We start from the raw sequence: 16415 nt of genomic DNA, 5'->3' as shown, positions 1-16415 counted from the left end.
CATGAGCGACGCCTTCAACACCCCCGTCTCGGTCGACCCCCGCCTGCTGGAGGTCCTGGTCTGCCCGGTCACGCGCGGCCGCCTGACCTATGACCGCGAGCGCAACGAACTGATCTCGGCCGGCGCCAAGCTGGCCTTCCCCATCCGCGACGGCGTGCCGATCATGCTGGCCGAGGACGCCCGAAGCCTAGAAGACTAGGCTTCGTTTTTTCCCAGAGATCGCAAGACGATCTCTGGCGTCGCTATCGCCCGCCACGCGGTGGCGGCCTGCTTGAGCGGTTCATAGCCTTCTCGGGCTAGAGCGCTTCGCCCTTGAGGAGCTTCGGCAGGTCGCCCGTCGCCCCGCCCGCCTCGTGCATGAAGGCGCGGCGCAGGGGGGCGATGCGGTTGACCACCGCCATGCCCAGGTCACGCGCCAGCCGCACCGGCGGCAGGTCGTTCGAGAAGAGCCGCACAAAGCCGTCGAAGCCCGCCGCCAGGGCCGCATTGTCGAACCGCCGCCAGCGGGCGTAGCGCTCCAGCACCAGCTCCGAGCCGATGTCCTCGCCGATGCGCACGGCGTCGGTCAGCACCTCGGCCAAGGCGGCGGCGTCCTTCAGGCCCATGTTCAGCCCCTGCCCCGCCACCGGGTGCACCCCGTGGGCGGCGTCGCCCAGGATGGCGATGCGCGGCGCGACCAGCTTCTCGGCTAGGCTGAGCGACAGCGGATAGACAAAGCGCGGGCCCACCACCTCCACCCCGTCCAGAAACTCGCCGAAGCGGCGCATCAGATAGGCGTGGAAGGCCTCGTCCGAGGCGACCTTGAGGGCCTCGGCCCGGCGCGTGCTCTCGGTCCAGACCAGGCTGGCGCGCTGTTCCGTCAGGGGCAGGATGGCGAAGGGGCCGTCGGGCAGGAAATACTCGTGGGCGACATTGCCGTGGTCGCGGCCCAGCTTGACCGTGGCGACCACGCCGCTCTGGCCATAGCCCCAGCCCAATGTGCCGATCCCGGCTGCCTGACGCACGGTCGAGCCGCGCCCCTCGGCGCCCACGACCAGAGGCGCATTGATGGTCGCGCCGCCCTTCAGCGTCACCGTCGCCAGACCCGGCCCGACCTCGACCCCGGCCACGCTGGCGGGGGCGCGGACCTCGATCCCGGCGGCGGTTACGGCCTCGGCCAAGGCCGTGCGGATGCGGCGGTTCTCCAGCATATAGCCCAAGGGTTCGCCGCCGTTGCGGTCGCCGATCTCGTCGGCGTCGAAGCGGATATAGGCCGGCGACGGCGGGCGGCTGGCGGCGCCCGGCCGCTTGCCGTCCGTGACCAGAATCCGGTCCATGCGGCAGGCGTGGGGACGCAGGCTCGCGCCCAGGCCGAGCGCATCCAGCATACGGAAGGTCGAATAGGCGATGGCGGTCGAACGCCCGTCGAAGGTCGGCGCCAGCTGGGCGTCGAACGGCTGGGGATCGACCAGAACCGGCTTCAGCCCGCCCTGCGCCGCCGCCAGCGCAAACGTCGCCCCCGCCAGTCCCGCGCCCGCGATGATGATGTCGTAGTCCGTCTGAGCCATGCCGCCTGTGTCGCGCCGATGACCGCCCGCGTCCAGAGGCGAGAGGTCGCAAGCCTTCAGAGCAAGGCGTCCGTGATCAGCAACGTCGCCAATGCAAACAGCGCCAACCCGGCGAACCAAACGAAGAAGGTGCGCCCCATAGCGGCCCAAGCAGCCAATTTGGACCGGCCGTGCAAGCGTTGTGACGTCCGACGAAAGCCCTTTCGAACCGCCTTGAGCCTCTCTTCGCTGCCTGGGCCTTCAAGCTTCCGATCCGCCATGGGTCGCCCATCCTTCTCATTTGGCGCTTGATCCCGCCCGCCTGGTAAACAGCCCCTTAACCCTGTCGCGCGACAAGGGAGGCCTAGTCTTCTGAGGTTCGCCTTCATGTCCGCCGCCCTCGCGCTCGGCCAACGCGCCTGGTCCACCGCCCGCATCGTCTGGGGCGCGCCCTTCGCCGTGCGTTTCCGCGGCGTGCTGCAAGCCCTGCTGGCGACCCTGCTGCTGGTCGCCATGATCTCGTGGAACCCGGCGGACCCCAGCCTCAACGCCGCCTCGACGCAAGGCGCGACCAACTGGCTGGGCGGCGTCGGCGCGACCTTCGCCGACCTGATGATGCAGTCCCTGGGCCTGGCGGCCTGGCCCGCCGTCCTGCTGCTGATCGCCTTTGGCCTGGCGACCGCCATCGGCGACGCCCTGCAACACCGGCTGCAGCCGACCGCCTTCAAGATCTTCTGCGCCGTCGTCGGCGTCCTGCTGCTGTCCGCCGCCCTGTCGGCTCTGGCCGCGCCGGCCAAGTGGCCGCTGGCCGCTGGCCTCGGCGGTCTGTGGGGCGACGGCGTGACGGGTCTGTCGGCCCAAGGCCTAGCCGCCCTGCACATCCCCGCCGGGCGTTGGATCGCCGGGGGCCTGTTCCTGATCCTGGGCCTATGGGGCCTGGGCTATGCCGTGGGTCTGCGTCTGCGTGACTTTACCGACACTGCCGGCTGGGCCGCCGAAAAGAACGCCGCCCGCCGCGCCCAGCAGGCCGAGCGCCCGGCCAAGCCCGCTCGCGTCGTGGCCGAAGCGGCCCCCGCCGCTGCCGCCGCCCCCCGCCGTCCGCGCCGCGTCCACGAACAGGCCCAGACCGCACCCGTCGCTGCGCCCGAGGCGCAAGGCGTCGAGGCCGACGCTGAGCCCTATGCGGCCGATCCCTACGCTGACGACGAACCCGCCGCCTATGCCCCGCCGTGGGAGGACGCGGCGCCCGCCCCGGTCGCCCCGCCCTCGGCCCGCCCGTCAAAGGCGGCCGAGCCCCGCGTCGCGGCGGTCAAGGCGCCCAAGCCCCGCACCGACGCCGATCAGGTTACCTTCGACTTCGAGCCCGGCGAGGGCTTCGACCTGCCCTCGCTCGGCATCCTGGCCAAGCCCGGCCAGCGCGTCGGCTCAGTGGACGAAGAATCGCTGAAGCAGAACGCCAAGATGCTGGAAGGCGTGCTGCAGGAGTTCGGCGTGCGCGGCGTGATCGACCAGATCCGCCCCGGCCCCGTCGTCACCCTCTATGAACTGGTGCCGGCGCCCGGCGTGAAGCACGGCCGCGTCGTGGCCCTGGCCGACGACATCGCCCGCTCCATGTCGGCCCGCGCCTGCCGCATCTCGGTCGTCCAGGGCCGCAACGCCATCGGCATCGAACTGCCCAACGCCAAGCGCGAGACCGTCTATCTGCGCGACCTTCTGGCCTCGGGCGAATACGACAAGAAGAGCCACCTCCTGCCGCTCGCGCTCGGCGAAACCATCGGCGGCGAGCCCTATGTCGCCGATCTGGCGCGCATGCCCCACCTGCTGATCGCCGGCACCACCGGTTCGGGCAAGTCGGTCGGGGTCAACGCCATGATCCTCTCGATTCTGTTCCGCCACACCCCGGCCGAATGCCGCTTCATCATGATCGACCCCAAGATGCTGGAGCTGTCGGTCTATGACGGCATCCCGCACCTGCTGGCGCCGGTCGTGACCGATCCCAAGAAGGCGGTCGTGGCCCTGAAGTGGACCGTGCGCGAGATGGAGGACCGCTATCGCCGGATGTCCAAGCTCGGCGTCCGCAACGTCGCCAGCTACAATGAACGCGCCCGCGAGGCCCAGGAGAAGGGCGAGCATTTCGAACGCACCGTCCAGACCGGCTTCGACGAACAGGGCCGCCCGGTCTATGAATCCGAGAAGATCCGTCCCGAGCCCATGCCCTATCTGGTCGTGGTCATGGACGAGATGGCCGACCTGATGCTGGTCGCCGGCAAGGACGTCGAAGGCGCCGTGCAGCGTCTGGCCCAGATGGCCCGCGCCGCCGGCATCCACCTGATCATGGCCACCCAGCGCCCGTCGGTGGACGTCATCACCGGCACCATCAAGGCCAACTTCCCGACCCGCATCTCCTTCCAGGTCACCTCCAAGATCGACAGCCGCACCATCCTGGGCGAACAGGGCGGCGAGCAGCTGCTGGGCCAGGGCGACATGCTCTACATGGCCGGCGGCGGCCGCATCACCCGCCTGCACGGCCCGTTCGTGACCGACCAGGAAGTCGAGGAGGTGTGCAAGCACCTGCGCCTGCAGGCCGAGCCCGACTACCTCGACCTGATCACCGACGAACCGGACGGCGACGGCGACGGGGCCATGGGCGGTGACGGCGACGGCATGTCGGGCGACGACCTCTATGACCGCGCCGTGGCCGTGGTCACCCGCGACCGCAAGGCCTCGACCTCCTACATCCAGCGCCGTCTGCAGATCGGCTACAACCGCGCCGCCACCTTGATCGAGCGTATGGAGCAGGAAGGCGTCGTCAGCCCCGCCAACCACGCCGGCAAGCGCGACATCCTGGCCGGCCCGCCGCCCATGTAGGCCTCGGCAGCTTCGCTGCCGGGCGCTATCGCTCGGCTCGCGGAGCCTCGCTGCTTCAGCGCAGAAGCCAGCCAGGTTGGACGGAACCGCCTATGCCCACGACCCTTGGAAGCCCCATGTCCTCAAGCAGTGAGCGACCGCGTCGCGAACGATAGGACCCCAAAAACAATGAACAGCGCTTCATCGAAGCGCCGGAATATGGTCAGGCTGGCGTCATCAGCCTGCCGGATGATGCTCACACCCTCGCCGGGTCGAAAACCGTTCAGAACGGGAGAAGAAAAGACATGACCCTTTCACGCCGCGCCTTCGGCTTCAGCGCCGCCGCATTGGCCATCGTGGCCGCCGCGCCCGTCTCGGCCCAGTCCAACCTGTCCGCCGAGGATCAGGCCACCCTGCGCCAGGCCCAAACCTATCTGACGGCCCTGACGGCGGCCCAGGGCGACTTTGTCGAGACCGGCCCCGGCGGTCAGCGCCGCACCGGCAAGTTCTGGCTGCAACGTCCCGGCAAGATGCGTTTCGAATACAGCGATCCGGCCGGCCTGCTGGTCGTGGCCGATGGCAATAACGTGAAGCGTTACGACCCGCGCCTCAACGTCTTCCGTCAGGTGCCGCTGCGCGCCACGCCGCTGTCGACCTTCCTGGCCCGCGAGGTCCGTCTGGATCAGGGCGTGCGCGTCGATCGCGTCACCCGCATGGCCTCTGGCGCCTTCGCCATCACCGCCAGAGACGCTTCCAAACCGGCTGAAGGCTCGGTCATCCTGGCTTTCGCCGGCTCGCCGCTGCGCCTGCAGGAATGGACCATCACCGACGCCCAAGGCTCGCGCACCCGCATTCAGCTGACCTCGCTGCAGCCCGCCTCGGGCCTGGCCGCCAGCCTGTTCCAGTTGCGCGACCCGACGCGTCGCCCCAGCCGCAACTAGAGGGTCGCGTCGTAAGAACGGCACAACCTTGACTCATTTTGTTGATTTGACTTTTTTCGTCCGTGTGACATTCTGACCACAGAACGGCGGCGGCCGTTCTGTCCGCCATGGAATCATCCCCTCCCGGCGGCGAGAGAGACGAACTGAACAGCGCCCGGATCCGTTCCGGGCGCTTTTTTCATGGCCCATCCCCGCTTTTGGCCGTGCTAAGGCCGGGCCATGACCCTTCGCATCGTCACCTGGAACATCAACTCGGTCCGCCTGCGCGTCGATCAGATCGCCCGCTTCGTCGCCGAATACGCGCCCGACGTCCTGTGCCTTCAGGAAATCAAATGCACCGAGGACCAGTTCCCTCGGGAAGCCTTTGAGCAGATGGGCCTGCCCTATCTGAAGATCCGCGGCCAGAAGGGCTGGCACGGCGTGGCCATCGCCAGCAAGCTGCCCATTCTCGACGGTGAAGGCCCTGCGCTTGACGTCTGCCGCGAAGGTCACGGCCGTTGCGTCTCGGGCCTGATCAACGGCGTCGAGGTGCAGAACTTCTACATCCCGGCCGGCGGCGATATTCCCGACCGCAAGGTGAACCCGAAGTTCGATCACAAGATGGACTTCTATGAGCGCCTGACCGCCGAGATGAAGACCCGCGACCAGCAGCGGCCTCTGGTCCTGGCGGGCGACTTCAACATCGCGCCGGGCGACAACGACGTCTTCAATCACAAGTTCATGCTGAAGGTCGTCAGCCACACGCCGGGCGAGATCGAGACACTGCGCCGTCTGCAAGACGCAGGCGGTTTCGCCGATGTGGTGCGCGACCAGATCCCCGACCCGGTCAAGCTGGCCAGTTGGTGGAGCTATCGCGCCAAGGACTTCCGCGTCTCGAACCGGGGCCTGCGGTTGGACCACCTGTGGACCTCGCCGGGCCTGACCCCCGCCGTGGTCAAGGGCAGCGCCCGTATCCTGGACACCGTGCGCGAATGGGAACGGCCCAGCGACCACGCCCCGGTCGTCATGGACCTGGACGTCTGATCCCGGCGATCAGAAGGGGAAGAAGATGGGGATGGCGACCATGGCCGCCGCCCAGGTGATCAGGTTCAGCGGCAGCCCCACCCGGACGAAGTCCAGGTAGCTGTAACCGCCCATCTGATAGACGAGGACGTTGGTCTGATAGCCGAAGGGCGTGGCGAAGGCGGCCGAGGCGGCCATCATCACCGCCACCAGGAAGGGGCGCGGATCGACGCCCAGGCTCTCGGCCAGGGCCACCGCGATCGGCGTCACCAGCACCGCCACCGTGGCGTTGGACAGAAGCTCCGTCGCGAACAGGGTCACGCCATAGAGGACGATCAGGGCGCCCAGCGGCCCAAACGGGCGGATCACCTCGATCAGCAGGCCCGCGCCCTGGGCCGCCAGACCCGTCACCTCGATGGCGGTGCCGACCACCACCATGCCGGCGATCAGCAGCAGGATGTCGGGCTTGAGCCCCGAATAGGCCTCGTCCGGGGTCAGCACCCCCAGCAGGATCAGGGCTACGGCCCCCGCAAAGGCCGCCGCCGCGATGGGGGCGATCCCCAGACCCGCCGCCGCCACCACCAGGACGAAGACCGTCAGGGCGATCAGGGCACGGCGCCACTGCAGCGGCCGGTCCGCCGAGGCATAGAGATCGACATCGCCCAGATGGGCGTCGCCGGTGCCGTCGCGCTGATTGCGGCTTTCGCCGAACCCGCTCAGCGACGGCAGGGCGAAGGGCAGACGCCAGCGACCGAGCCGCGTCTGACGGGCCGCCGCCTGAGCCTCGGCCTGGGCCCGCGCCTCGGCCTCGATCCGCTCGCGTTCAGCCTCGGCCTCCTCATCCAGACTGGCGGTGCGTCCCAGCTGACGGGCGCCGAAAAAGTAGAGCCACAGCCCGCCGACCAGGGCGATGACCAGGCCGACCGGGGTGATCTCGAACAGGCTGAAGACCGGCTGGCCGGCGTTGCGGGCCATGTCGTTGACCAGAAGATTGGTCGAGGTGCCGATCAGGGTCAGCAGGCCGCCCAGCACCGTCACATGGCTGAGCGGCATCAGGAAGCGCTTGGGCGACAGCTTCAGCGACTTGGCCATGTCGCGCACCACCGGCGCAGCCAGGACCACCACCGGCGTATTGTTCAAAAAGCCCCCGACCGAGCCGCACAGGCCGATCACCGCCCAGATGCCCACCGCGCCGAACCGCTGACACAGGGCCGTGGCCTTGCGGATCATCAGGCCCAGCAGGCCCGACAGTTCGATGGCGTAGGCGATGACGAACAGGCCGGCCAGGGCGATGACGGCGGGACTGGCGAAGGCGCTCTGGACCTCGACCGGACGCACCACGCCGAGCAGCAACAGGGCCGCCGCGCCGCTGAGCGCCACCACGTCCGACCGCATGCGCCCGTGGATCATCAACCCGACCACGGCGACCAGAACGATGAGTGCGATGATCTGATCCAGCGTCACGCGCGCGCGGACCCTCCCCGGCCCTCGCCCCCGCTGTGGATGCCGGTTGTTCGGCCAGGGGCGCCCTTCAGCGTTTCTCGTGTTAGGCTGGTTCCATGCCGATCACAACGACCCGTCTCGTCGCGCCTGTCGCTGTCCTCGCCGCCCTGCCCCTGCTGGTCTGGTGTCAGCGACCGCCCGAGCCGACGAGCGCGCCGGCGCCAGCTCCTGCCCCTTCGCCGACGGTCGTGCTGGACAGCAACCTGAACCGCTTCGCCGTCCTGGCCGCCCTGAGCGAGGCCGGGTCGGCCCTGGCCGATGGACAGACCCGCGAGGCGGCCCTCAATGGGCGGACCGTGTCGGTGCGTCTGCCGTTCGGCTGCGGCGGCGAGACGAGCAGCGCCGAGGGCGCGGCCGTCGCCGGCCTGCCGCGTCTGGTCCGCAACTCCGACGGCGGCCTGACCCTGACGGTCACGCCCGAGGACCTGAAGGCCAGGATCGCGGCCGGCGGCGTCGCGCCCGCCGCGGAAACGAGCCTGGATCAATGGGATGCGATCGAAGGCTTCTGGATCGCGCGCCCCTGGAGCGGGCTGGACTCCTGTCCCGCCCCCGCAGCCGTGGAGACGGCGCCGCCCGAAGCGGCCAAGGTCGAAACCGACAAGGCAAAGCCCGCCAAGACGCCGGCCCCCGATGCGCCGCCTCCGCCAGTCGTGCACCTGCCGGAACGCACGGCGGGGCTGGCGGCCGTGGTCGAGGCGGACGGCTCGCGCCTGGGCCGGCGTCAAGGCCAGGCCTACGCCCATGTCATTCGGGGAGAAAAAGGGACCGCGCCGACGCCGGCGCCGGGCGGCTATGCGCTGCGGCTCGAGGGGCGGCTGACGACCTTCGCCGACGGCAAGGCCGTGAAATGCGTCCAGAGAGACGTCGAGAGCCGGCCGGTCTGCGTCGCCGCGCTGCGGCTGGACCGGCTGGCCTTCGAGGATGGAGCCACGGGCGCCCTTCTCAGCGAATGGCGCCCGCGTTGAGCTGAGCTCAGCCTGGACTGATTTTAGGCGGCGCCGAGCAGCTTGGCGCCGGCCAGGACGCCCAGCAGGATCAGGGTGACGCTGCCGGTGAAGACGACGACGGCTTCGAACGAGAGGGCGTTGGCGCGGGGATGCACGAGTTTCATGATGAGGTTCCTTGTCGGCGGGGAGATCCGAACCCCTCGAACATGGCCTCTAAAGCCCCTGTGGACAAACCACGGTTAGGCCGGGTCGGATGAGTTTCAATCACTCGATCGGATCAGCGTGGGCCTCGGCCTCGATCCAGCTAAGGAAGCGGCGCAGCTTGGGCTCGTCGGCGCGCTCGGGCAGGACCACGGCCCAGTAGGCCAGGTCGTTGGTCAGGGCGTGATCGACCGGCTGGATCAGCCGCCCCTCCCTCAGGTCGTCGGCGGCCAGAGGCGCCGAGGTCAGGGCCACGCCGCGTCCCGACAGGGCAGCCTCCAGCGCCAGATGGCTATGGCTGAAGACCGGACCGCGCAGGTGGTTGACGCGGGGGTCCGCAACGCCCGCGCTCTCGAACCAGGCCTTCCAGCCCATGCGGTCCGAATAGGGCATATCGTGCCAGGTCTCGTGGATCAGGACGACGTCCAGCAGGTCGGCTGGGGTGTTGACCTTGCGCGCCGCCGCCAGCGACGGGGCGCAGACCGGGATCAGGCGTTCGCTCATCAACCGACGCGCCGTCTGGCCCGGATAGGGGCCTTCGCCATAACGAAGCGCCACGTCGGCCTCGCCGTTCGACAGGTCGGCGATGCGGTCCTCGGCGAAGACGATCAGATCCAGGTCGGGATTGTCCTCGCTGAAACGGTGCAGGCGCGGCGACAACCACTTGCCCGCCAGCGACGGCAGGGCCGAAATCCTCAGCTGGCGGCTGCGCCCCGGCCGCACGGCCTCCAGCGCGCTTTCCAGCCGTTCGAAGGCGTCGGCCACACCCTGGGCCAGACGGCGACCGTCGGCGGTCAGGACCACCGAGCGGTTGAAGCGGTCGAACAGACGCAGGCCCAGCCGCATCTCCAGCGCCTTGATATGGCGGCTGACGGCGCCGGGGGTGACGCCCAGCTCCTCGGCGGCCTCGCGGAAGCTGCCCAGGCGGGCGGCGGCGTCGAACGCCCGAAGCGCCACCAGAGGCGGGGTCGGACGACGCTCGCTCATCCTGCCCTCAGGGTTGCAGGCGGTAGCCGCCCGCGTCGGTCAGCAGCAGGCGCGCCTGACCGGGCTCGGGCTCGATCTTCTGACGCAGGCGATAGATGTGGGTTTCCAAGGTGTGGGTGGTGACCCCGGCGTTATAGCCCCAGACCTCGGTCAGCAGCTCTTCGCGCGACACCGGCTTGGCCCCGGCGCGATAGAGGTATTTGAGGATGTTGGTCTCTTTTTCCGTCAGCCGGACCTTCTTGCCCTTGTCGTCCAGCATCATCTTCGACGCGGGGCGGAACTCGTAGGGGCCGATCTGGAAGACCGCGTCCTCGGACTGCTCGTGGCTGCGCAGGTGGGCGCGGATGCGGGCCAGAAGGACGGCGAAGCGGAAGGGCTTGGTGACGTAGTCGTTGGCCCCCGAGTCGAGGCCGAGAATGGCGTCGGAATCCGAGGACTGGGCCGTCAGCATGATGACCGGGGTCGAGACGCCCGCCTTGCGGATCAGGCGACAGGCCTCGCGACCGTCCATGTCGGGCAGGTCGACGTCCAGCAGGATCAGGTCGGCGCGAACCTCCCGCGCCTGACGCACCCCGTCGGTGGCGGTGGAGGCCTGGACGGGACGAAACTCCTCGTGCAGGGCCAGCTGCTCGGCCAAGGCCTCGCGCAGGTCGTCGTCGTCGTCGATGATCAGGATGGTCTTGGGCGTCGGCATGGGTAGAGAATGGCGAGGCTTGAGGGGTTCGCCAAGGGCGCTCCGCTATTTCATCGCTTTAAGAGGGCTTTAGAGGCGCAATTCGTTCCCCGAACAGGGCCGAACCGACCCGAACATGAGTCGCGCCACTGAAAATAGCGGTTTCATAGTCCCCGCTCATGCCCATCGACAGAACCGACAGACCGTTTCGGGCGGCGATCTCGGCCAGCAGCTTGAAATGGGGTTCAGGCGCTTCGTCCGCCGGAGGAATGCACATCACGCCCTCGACGTTCAGGCCGTGGCCGTCGCGGGCGGCGGCGATCAGGGCGTCGGCGTCTTCAGGCAAGACCCCGGCCTTCTGCGGCTCGGCGCCGGTATTGACCTGGACCAGGACGCGCGGACGGCGGCCCGTCTTCTGCATCGCCATGGCCAGGGCCGCCGCCAGCTTTTCGCGGTCCAGGGTCTCGATCACGTCGAACAACTCCACCGCCTCGACCGCCTTGTTGGTCTGCAGGGGGCCGATCAGGCGAAGCTCCAGATCGGGGAAGGCGGCGCGGCGCCCGGCCCAGTGCGCCTGCGCCTCCTGCACCCGGTTTTCGCCGAAGACGCGCTGACCCGTGGCCAGAGCCGCTTCAAGCGCCTCATCCGGCTGGGTCTTGGACACGGCGGTTAGCACGACCGAGACCGGATCGCCGCCCGCCGCGACGCAGGCCGACCGGATGCGCGCCCGCACGGCGACGAAGCGATCATGGATGGACGGAACGACGGAAGCGGGATTAGAGGCGGTCATGACCCTGTCCGAGGACGCGCGCACGCTGTGGGAGACGGCGACGGCTCTAGCCCGTGCGGCGACGGCTGTCAGCCCGTCGAAACACGCCCTGCCGCCCCTGCTCTTCTTCACCGACCCGACGCGCACGCCTCGGCCGTGGGAAACGGCGGCCCGTCTGCCGGCCGGCGCGGGCGTGGTGTTCCGACCGTTCGGCGCAGCCGACGCCCTGCAGAAGGGCCAGCGGCTGCGGGCGGCGACGAAGGCGGCCGGGGTGCGCCTTCTGGTCGGGCTGGACGCCGACCTGGCCGAGCGGATCGAGGCGGACGGCGTGCACCTGCCCGAACGGGCCCTGTCGGCGGCCTACGCCCTTTCAGGACGACGGCCCGACTGGCTGCTGACCGGCGCCGCCCATTCGCCGGAAGCGATCAAGAGCGCGCGCGATCTGGACGCCCTGGTCCTGTCGCCGGTATTTCCGGCGGGCGGCGCTTCGGCGGCCAAGGCGGCATTGGGGATAGAGGGCTTCAAGGCCTTGGCGGCCCTTGCCCCCTGCCCCGCCTACGCCCTGGGCGGAATCAGCGCGGTCAATGTCGCGGACCTGATCGGATCAGGCGCGTGCGGGATCGCGGGCGTGGACGCCGTGCAGACCGCCTTCGGACCCTGAGGTCGCGCGATCAGAACTTGAAGATGGTTTCCAGACGCACGCGCGGCGCGGCGCGGCGGTCGGCGGCGCTTTCGGGGGCGCGGGCCGGGTCGATCTCGGGCGAAGCCAGGTTGGCGGCGGCGCCGACGCGCAGACGCGGGCTGAGGCGGTAATAGGCGCCCGCCTCGACATCGCCCCAGTCAGTTTCACGGCCGACGGGCTGGTTCAGGTTGAAGTTCAGGCCCCAACGGCCGCTGTCGTTCCAACGCAGGCCGCGACGCTGCGGCGCAGGCGTGGAATGCGAGGCTTGGGCGGCTTCGGTCAGGGAGACGGCGGGCGCGCGACGGGTCTGGGCCGAAGCGTCATGAGCCGTCCCGGCGATAGCCAGGGCTCCCACAGTCGCAGCGATGATCGCAACGAAACGCATCTTCCAACCCTTGAGACCGGCTTGAGCGCCGATCCTTGTTTCCTGAACCCGAGCCGAAGCTCAAGAACACAGCGATTAGACACCGCTGGTCCACCCGGTCAACGGAACGTAGTCATCCACAGGTCGTTCCGCACGACTCTTGCGGGTGCTGTGGCGCTGACACCACGCCAATAAGTCGACTTAGCGCCGCTCGAACATCGGTTCGCCTTGTCATCGCCCCTTTCGCCCGTGTTATAGAGCGTGGCTGCGGCGCAGGCGTGCGCGGATCGACGGGCGCACGCGTCCCAAGGTCCGCTCTGCGGCTCGACCTCGAACCTTTACGGAGACCTCGGAATGGCATTTGTTCGCGGCGCTGCGGTCGCCCTGATCGCGTCGGGACTGCTGCTGGGCGGTTGCTCCAGCCTGCCTTTCGTCGGCAGCAAGGAAAAAGCCCCCAAGGCCGACGCCCAGCTGGGCATCGGCGTGAACGCCTATCTGTGGCGCGCCACCCTGGACACCCTGGCCTTCATGCCCCTGGCCAACGCCGATCCGTGGGGCGGCGTGGTCAACTATGACTGGTACGTCAATCCGCAGGCGCCGAACGAGCGCTTCAAGGCCACCGTCTTCATCCTGGACCGCCGCCTGCGCGCCGACGCCCTGAACGTCTCGGTGACCAAGGAAGTCAAGGACGCCGCCGGCGCCTGGACCGCCGCCCCGGTCGCGGCCCAGACGGAAACCGATCTGGAAAACGCCATCCTGACCCGCGCGCGTCAGCTCAACCTCGCCAACGCGGCTCGCTAAGAGCCGCCCTTCACCCGCCACCCCAACGCAGACCTCAGGGCCGCCTCAAGCTTCGCGCCTGAGGCGATACCTCAGGATACGCCGTGGCCACTCGTTACGAGCCCAAGACCGCCGAACCCCGCCAGCAGGCCCGCTGGGCGGCCGCTGACGCCTTTTCGGTGTCCAACACCGACACCGGCCGTCCGACCTATTACGTGCTCGAGATGTTCCCCTATCCGTCGGGCAACATCCACATGGGCCACGCCCGCAACTATGTGATGGGCGACGTGGTGGCGCGCCACAAGCGGGCGCAAGGCTACGACGTCCTGCACCCCATGGGCTGGGACGCCTTCGGCATGCCGGCCGAGAACGCGGCCATGGAGCGCGGCGTCCACCCCGGCGACTGGACCTGGTCCAACATCGCCACCATGCGCGACCAGTTGAAACTGCTGGGCCTGTCGCTGGACTGGAGCCGCGAGTTCGCCACCTGCGACCCGGCCTATTACGGCAAGCAGCAGGCCTGGTTCCTGGAGCTGTACAAACGCGGTCTGGTCTATCGCAAGGACGGGGTGGTCAACTGGGACCCGGTCGACAATACGGTCCTGGCCAATGAACAGGTCATCGACGGACGCGGCTGGCGCTCGGGCGCCGTGGTCGAGAAGCGCAAGCTGAACCAATGGTTCCTGCGCATTACTCAGTATGCGGATGATCTGATCGACGGCCTGTCCGAGCTGGAAGGCCGCTGGCCCGACAAGGTCCGCCTGATGCAGGAAAACTGGATCGGCCGCTCCAAGGGTCTGCAGATGACCTGGACCTTCGCCCCCAACGCGGCGCCCGCCGGTCATGAAGGCGTCGAGGTCTATACGACCCGCCCCGACACCCTGTTCGGCGCCAGCTTCGTCGGCCTGGCTCCCGACCACCCCATCTCGAAGCAGTTGGCCGACGCCAACCCCGAGATCGCCGCCTTCGTCGCCGAATGCCGCAAGGGCGGCGCCAGCCAGGCCGAGATCGAACAGGCCGAAAAGATCGGCTGGGACACGGGTCTGAAGGTCGTCCATCCCTTCACCGGGGCCGAGGTGCCGGTCTGGATCGCCAACTTCATCCTGTCGGAATACGGCACGGGCGCCATCTTCGCCTGCCCGGCCCACGATCAGCGCGACCTGGACTTCGCCCGCAAATACGACCTGCCGGTGATCCCCGTCGTCCGCCCCGAAGGCGCCGATGACGACTTCGTCGTGGGAACCGAGGCCTATACCGGCCCTGGCTCCATCTTCCATTCAGACTTCCTGAACGGCCTGGACATCGAGGCCGCCAAGGCCGAGGCCATCGCCCGCATCGAGGCGGCGGATCAGGGCGAGGCCAAGACCATCTATCGCCTGCGCGACTGGGGCGTCAGCCGTCAGCGCTACTGGGGCTGCCCCATCCCCATCATCCACTGCGAGACCTGCGGCCCCGTCGCGGTTCCCGCCGACCAGTTGCCGGTCGAACTGCCCAAGGACGTGACCTTCGACGTGCCGGGCAACCCTCTGGACCGTCATCCGACCTGGAAGCACGTCAACTGCCCGACCTGCGGCGGCGCGGCCCGTCGCGAAACGGATACGCTCGACACCTTCGTCGATTCCAGCTGGTATTTCGCCCGCTTCGCCGACCCCAAGGCCGACGAGCCGATCAACAAGGCCGCCGCCGCGCGCTGGTTGCCGGTCGACCAGTATATCGGCGGCGTCGAACACGCGGTTCTGCACCTGCTCTACGCCCGCTTCATCACCCGCGCCCTGTCGGACGCCGGCCTGATGGACGTGAAGGAGCCCTTCGCCGGCCTGTTCACCCAGGGCATGGTGGTCCACGAGACCTATTACGAAGGCCATGAGGCCAGCGGCAAACCGCGCTGGGTCGAGCCGTCGGACGTGCGCATCGAAACGGTGGACGGCCAGCGCGTCGCCACCCGCCTGTCCAACGGCGCCGCCGTGACGATCGGCGACATCGAGAAGATGTCCAAGTCCAAGAAGAACGTGGTCGCGCCCCAGGACATCATCGAGGCCTATGGCGTCGACGCCGGCCGCCTGTTCGTCCTGTCCGACAGCCCGCCCGAGCGTGACGTCCAGTGGTCGGCCGGCGGCGTCGAGGGCGCCAGCCGCTTCGTCCAGCGCGTCTGGACCGAGTTCGACGGCTTTGACGCCGCCGCCCCGGCCAACCCCGATGTGGACGCCAGCCTGGTCCGCGAGACGCACAAGACCATCAAGGCGGTCAGCGAGGGCGTCGAGGGCTTCCGCTTCAACTCGGCCATCGCCAAGCTCTACGCCTTCCTGGCGACCATTCGTCAGCACGACAAGGCGGGCGGCGAGGCCAGGAAGATCGCCCTCAGCACCCTGGCCCGCCTGATCGCCCCCTTCACCCCCCACCTGGCCGAAGAAGCCTGGGCGCGTCTGGGCGAGGAGGGCATGGTTCTGGACGCGCCCTGGCCCGTCTTCGACGCGGCCCTGGCCGCCGACGACGAGGTCGTCCTGCCCGTTCAGATCGGCGGCAAGCGCCGCGGCGAGGTCGTCCTGCCGCGCGGCTCGGACAATGCGACGGTCGAGGCCGCCGCCCTCGCCAACCCGACGGTTCAGGCCTACCTTGCCGCCAACAACCTCAGCATCCGCAAGGTGATCGTGGTGCCCGACCGTATCGTCAATCTGGTGGCCGGCTGATGCGCCCCGCCCTGGCCCTGATCGCTGTCGCCGGCGCAGCCCTGCTGTCCGGCTGCGGTTTCACGCCCATGTACGGCGATCTGGGCATAGGGGCGGGCCTGTCGCGCATCGCCGTGACCACGCCCGACAACCGCCTGGGCTATCGCCTGCGCGAGCAGTTGGAGGACGCCTTGGGTCGCGACGGCTCGGCCCCGCCCCTCTATCGTCTGACGACCGAGGTGACGCAGGAACGCCGTCCGCTGGGCCGGCGTATCGACGACACGGCCAGCCGCTATGAGCTGACGGTCAAGGCCGACTGGACCCTGACCCCGGCCAGCGGCGGCGCGCCCATCAAGGGATCGCAGACCACGACCACCACCTATGCCGCCGCTGATCAGCCCTATGCCGCCATCGCCGCCCAGCAGGACGGCGAGGACCGCGCCGCTGCCGATCTGGCGCGTCTGATCCGGCTGGACATGATGCGCGCCCTGGCGGACCAGTGAAGGCTGTTCTGAAGGGAATGCGCG

16 protein-coding genes are annotated in these 16415 nt (G+C 68.9%); 9 read left to right on the top strand and 7 right to left on the bottom strand.

Annotated features, from left to right (window positions below):
* Position 1 precedes the first annotated feature (1 nt).
* Positions 2-199 (top strand): Trm112 family protein, encoded by a 198-nt coding sequence (locus CQ039_RS12435; RefSeq protein ID WP_105564197.1) that lies wholly within the window; start codon positions 2-4, stop codon positions 197-199.
* A 97-nt stretch (positions 200-296) separates the two neighbouring features.
* On the opposite strand, the gene CQ039_RS12430 is transcribed toward CQ039_RS12435, so the two are convergent.
* On the bottom strand, positions 297-1547 hold the full coding sequence (locus tag CQ039_RS12430; protein WP_105564198.1) for a UbiH/UbiF/VisC/COQ6 family ubiquinone biosynthesis hydroxylase: 1251 nt from the start codon (positions 1545-1547) through the stop codon (positions 297-299).
* Positions 1548-1913: 366 nt separating this feature from the next.
* Between CQ039_RS12430 and CQ039_RS12420 the strand changes: the two genes are divergently transcribed.
* From CQ039_RS12420 to xth, 3 genes are all read left to right on the top strand, one after another.
* Positions 1914-4394, top strand: coding sequence for a DNA translocase FtsK (locus CQ039_RS12420; RefSeq protein ID WP_105564200.1), 2481 nt, complete (start codon positions 1914-1916; stop codon positions 4392-4394).
* Between the two features lie 284 nt (positions 4395-4678).
* Positions 4679-5314, top strand: coding sequence for an outer membrane lipoprotein carrier protein LolA (locus CQ039_RS12415; protein ID WP_105564201.1), 636 nt, complete (start codon positions 4679-4681; stop codon positions 5312-5314).
* Between the two features lie 219 nt (positions 5315-5533).
* The gene (gene xth / locus CQ039_RS12410; RefSeq protein ID WP_105564202.1) at positions 5534-6337 is read left to right on the top strand and encodes an exodeoxyribonuclease III; all 804 of its coding nucleotides are present in this window, start codon (positions 5534-5536) and stop codon (positions 6335-6337) included.
* A 9-nt stretch (positions 6338-6346) separates the two neighbouring features.
* Here the strand turns inward: xth and CQ039_RS12405 are convergent, their stop codons facing one another.
* The gene (locus CQ039_RS12405; protein WP_105564203.1) at positions 6347-7780 is read right to left on the bottom strand and encodes an SLC13 family permease; all 1434 of its coding nucleotides are present in this window, start codon (positions 7778-7780) and stop codon (positions 6347-6349) included.
* 95 nt (positions 7781-7875) lie between these two features.
* On the opposite strand from CQ039_RS12405, the gene CQ039_RS12400 reads away from it, so the two are divergent.
* A complete protein-coding gene (locus CQ039_RS12400) occupies positions 7876-8784 on the top strand; it encodes a hypothetical protein (protein ID WP_105564204.1) in 909 nt (302 codons plus the stop codon).
* Positions 8785-8807: 23 nt separating this feature from the next.
* Here CQ039_RS12400 and CQ039_RS16905 read toward each other — a convergent pair whose 3' ends face one another.
* From CQ039_RS16905 to CQ039_RS12385, 4 genes are all read right to left on the bottom strand, one after another.
* Positions 8808-8930, bottom strand: coding sequence for a hypothetical protein (locus CQ039_RS16905; RefSeq protein ID WP_255413111.1), 123 nt, complete (start codon positions 8928-8930; stop codon positions 8808-8810).
* Positions 8931-9030: 100 nt separating this feature from the next.
* Positions 9031-9954 (bottom strand): transcriptional regulator GcvA, encoded by a 924-nt coding sequence (gcvA, locus tag CQ039_RS12395; protein ID WP_105564205.1) that lies wholly within the window; start codon positions 9952-9954, stop codon positions 9031-9033.
* A 7-nt stretch (positions 9955-9961) separates the two neighbouring features.
* Positions 9962-10648, bottom strand: a complete 687-nt coding sequence (locus tag CQ039_RS12390; RefSeq protein WP_105564206.1) for a response regulator transcription factor — start codon at positions 10646-10648, stop codon at positions 9962-9964.
* 58 nt (positions 10649-10706) lie between these two features.
* Entirely contained in the window at positions 10707-11417 is a 711-nt protein-coding gene (locus tag CQ039_RS12385; protein WP_105564207.1) for a YggS family pyridoxal phosphate-dependent enzyme, read from the bottom strand.
* On the opposite strand from CQ039_RS12385, the gene CQ039_RS12380 reads away from it, so the two are divergent.
* The gene (locus CQ039_RS12380) at positions 11416-12057 is read left to right on the top strand and encodes a thiamine phosphate synthase (RefSeq protein ID WP_233190286.1); all 642 of its coding nucleotides are present in this window, start codon (positions 11416-11418) and stop codon (positions 12055-12057) included. The genes CQ039_RS12385 and CQ039_RS12380 overlap by 2 nt on opposite strands.
* Before the next feature lie 10 nt (positions 12058-12067).
* On the opposite strand, the gene CQ039_RS12375 is transcribed toward CQ039_RS12380, so the two are convergent.
* Positions 12068-12463: an NtrZ family periplasmic regulatory protein gene (locus CQ039_RS12375; RefSeq protein WP_105564209.1), complete on the bottom strand. Its 396-nt coding sequence runs from the start codon at positions 12461-12463 to the stop codon at positions 12068-12070.
* A gap of 333 nt (positions 12464-12796) precedes the next feature.
* On the opposite strand from CQ039_RS12375, the gene CQ039_RS12370 reads away from it, so the two are divergent.
* The 3 genes from CQ039_RS12370 to lptE all read left to right on the top strand — a co-directional run bounded on the left by CQ039_RS12370 (position 12797) and on the right by lptE (position 16391).
* The gene (locus CQ039_RS12370; RefSeq protein WP_105564210.1) at positions 12797-13243 is read left to right on the top strand and encodes a DUF3576 domain-containing protein; all 447 of its coding nucleotides are present in this window, start codon (positions 12797-12799) and stop codon (positions 13241-13243) included.
* Positions 13244-13326: 83 nt separating this feature from the next.
* On the top strand, positions 13327-15909 hold the full coding sequence (leuS, locus tag CQ039_RS12365) for a leucine--tRNA ligase (RefSeq protein ID WP_105564211.1): 2583 nt from the start codon (positions 13327-13329) through the stop codon (positions 15907-15909).
* A complete protein-coding gene (gene lptE / locus CQ039_RS12360; RefSeq protein ID WP_105564212.1) occupies positions 15909-16391 on the top strand; it encodes an LPS assembly lipoprotein LptE in 483 nt (160 codons plus the stop codon). Before leuS ends, lptE begins: the two co-directional genes overlap by 1 nt.
* The last annotated feature ends 24 nt before the right edge of the window (positions 16392-16415 follow it).

It is taken from the genome of Brevundimonas sp. MYb52 (genome assembly GCF_002979535.1).
Taxonomy (GTDB): Bacteria; Pseudomonadota; Alphaproteobacteria; order Caulobacterales; family Caulobacteraceae; genus Brevundimonas.
Note: the sequence above shows the minus strand (reverse complement) of the source record. Positions and strands in the feature narration are given on the sequence as shown.